This is a genomic window from Mesorhizobium sp. M7A.F.Ca.US.002.01.1.1 (assembly GCF_004022955.1).
GTDB lineage: Bacteria > Pseudomonadota > Alphaproteobacteria > Rhizobiales > Rhizobiaceae > Mesorhizobium > Mesorhizobium ciceri.
In genome coordinates, this window is record NZ_RZQE01000653.1 from 1 (window position 1) to 2,635 (window position 2,635).

Annotated in this window: 2 protein-coding genes; both read right to left on the minus strand. The window is 61.1% G+C overall.

Annotation, left to right across the window (positions count from 1 at the left end; all coding sequences use genetic code 11):
• Nucleotides 1-224: 224 nt before the first annotated feature.
• Nucleotides 225-719, minus strand: coding sequence for a GNAT family N-acetyltransferase (locus EN932_RS33560; RefSeq protein WP_127370185.1), 495 nt, complete (start codon nt 717-719; stop codon nt 225-227).
• A 4-nt stretch (nt 720-723) separates the two neighbouring features.
• Complete coding sequence (gene gatB / locus EN932_RS33565; protein WP_127370184.1) at nt 724-2,223, minus strand: Asp-tRNA(Asn)/Glu-tRNA(Gln) amidotransferase subunit GatB; 1,500 nt, start codon at nt 2,221-2,223, stop codon at nt 724-726.
• Nucleotides 2,224-2,635 lie beyond the last annotated feature (412 nt).

Consider the following 2,635-nt stretch of genomic DNA (forward strand, 5'->3'; position numbering starts at 1 on the left):
GGTGACGCTGCCAAAGGTCTCGTCCGACACCTGTGTCGGCATCAGTTCCGGCAAGCTTGGCATGACGATTCCCCAAGGTGCCTCGCATGCCACCGGTCAAACACCGATCATGGCTGGGGTCAGCGGCCACAGCTTTGCGCTCGATATTTGCGCCGTCAAATGAAAGCCGTGCGCTCGAGGGTCCACTCGCAACAACGTGATGCAATCGCGCGATCATCGAGCGCTCAGGCGGTCAGCATCCGCTCAAGAATCAACGCAGCAATCCCGGACTGCGCCGGCCCATAATTGTCGGCCCCGCCAATCTCGGCAAAGCCGTTGGCCAGATAGAAGGCGACCGCACGCCTGTTCTGCTCCACGACCTCGATGCGTAGAGAGCGGGCTTCCGGAAAATTCTCGATCACCTCATCGAGCAACATCCCGCCGATGCCCCGGCCTTGCAGGTCGGGTGCGACATGGAGCTGTTGCAGGTCGACCACGGTGCCGCCTTCGACGCTTTCGGCATAGGCGACGCCGCCAATGCGCTTGCCGTCGTCTGCGACCAGGAATTCGGCATTCGGCCGCTCAAGGCTAGCTCTCAATTTCGCCGGCGAACACCAATCCTCGATGACCCGGTCGATCCGATCAGGGCCATAGACCGCGTCATAGGTCGTGTGCCAGGTTTCGACCAGCAGCGCCCGGATGGCCGTCAGATCACGTTCACCTGCGGTGCGGACAAACACCGCGCTACTCGATGCCCAGCTTGGTCTTGACGAGGTCGTTGACCGCTTGTGGATTGGCCTTGCCGCCGGTCACCTTCATCACCTGGCCAACGAACCAACCGGCCATGCTCGGCTTGGCGCGCGCCTGTTCGACCTTGTCGGGGTTGGCTGCGATCACCTCGTCTACGGCCTTCTCGATGGCGCCGGTGTCGGTGACCTGCTTCATGCCACGGCTCTCGACCAGCTGGCGCGGATCGCCGCCCTCATTCCAGACGATCTCGAACAGGTCCTTGGCGATCTTGCCGGAAATGGTGCCGTCCTTGATCAGATCGATGACCGCGCCAAGCTGCTCGGGAGAAACCGGAGCGTTTTCAATGTCTTTTCCGGCCTTGTTCAATTGCCCGAGCAGATCGTTGATGACCCAGTTGGCGGCGAGCTTGCCGTCGCGGCCGGCGGCCACCTTCTCGAAATAGTCGGCGATCGGCTTTTCCGAAACCAGGATCGAGGCGTCATAGGCCGACAGGCCGAGCGACGCGATCAGCCGCGCCTTCTTGTCGTCTGGCAGTTCCGGCAATTCCTTGGCCAGCGCATCGACATAGGCCTGGTCGAATTCCAGCGGCAAGAGGTCCGGATCGGGGAAGTAGCGGTAATCATGTGCCTCTTCCTTGGAGCGCATCGAACGCGTCTCGCCCTTGGCGGCGTCGAACAGCCGCGTCTCCTGGTCGATCTTGCCGCCATCCTCGAGAATGGCGATCTGCCGGCGCGCCTCGTAGTCGATGGCCTGGCCGATGAAGCGGATCGAGTTGACGTTCTTGATCTCGCAGCGCGTGCCGAACTCGCCGCCCGGCTTGCGCACCGAAACGTTGACGTCGGCGCGCATCGAACCTTCGTCCATGTTGCCGTCGCAGGTGCCGAGATAGCGCACGATGGTGCGCAGCTTGGTGACATAAGCCTTGGCTTCGTCGGCCGAGCGCATGTCGGGCTTGGAGACGATCTCCATCAGCGCCACGCCGGAGCGGTTGAGGTCGACATAGGACATGGTCACATGCTGGTCGTGCATCGACTTTCCGGCATCCTGCTCCAGATGCAGCCGCTCGATGCCGACCTCGATGTCCTCGAATTCGCCCTGACGATCGGGGCCAACGGAAACGATCACCGTGCCCTCGCCGACGATCGGCTGCTTGAACTGCGAGATCTGGTAGCCCTGCGGCAGGTCTGGATAGAAGTAGTTCTTCCGATCGAAGACCGACTTGTGGTTGATCTGCGCTTTCAGCCCAAGGCCGGTGCGGATCGCCTGCTTGACGCATTCCTCGTTGATGACCGGCAGCATGCCGGGCATCGCCGCATCGACCAGGCTGACATTGGCGTTGGGCGCCGCGCCGAAAGCGGTCGAGGCGCCGGAAAACAGCTTTGCTTCCGATGTAATCTGGGCATGGACCTCGAGGCCGATGATGATCTCCCAGTCGCCGGTGGCACCGGAAACAAGGCGCTTGGCGTCGGGCGTGCGGGTGTCGATGAGGGACATGGTGGCCTGCGTATTGGAACTGCGGATAATGTGTTTCGCACACTTTGGTGTGCAACTTCGCTAGTGCAAACCGCCAAAAGAGACAAGCGCCCAAAAAACACAAGCGCAAAGCCGCGGACTGGCCTTTTCAGCCGCGTTCGCCTATAGGAGGTCCATTCCAATGGAGAGTGGATGTCCACTTACGCTCAGTCCCGGTAAGGCCCTGACCTCCTGGCGAGGCAGGGCAGAAAACCTGAAACCCCGTGCCGCGAAGCTTCGCGGCGGCGGCATTTTTTGTTTTCCCGGAAAACTCTCACATGGATATTTCGCGCAGCGCACGACCCCGAAAATCGGTATCGATTTTCGGAAAGGATCATGCGCCAAATCATAAGTGCCACAGCGTCCTTTGCGCGTCCAAGAGGACGCGCGGCGC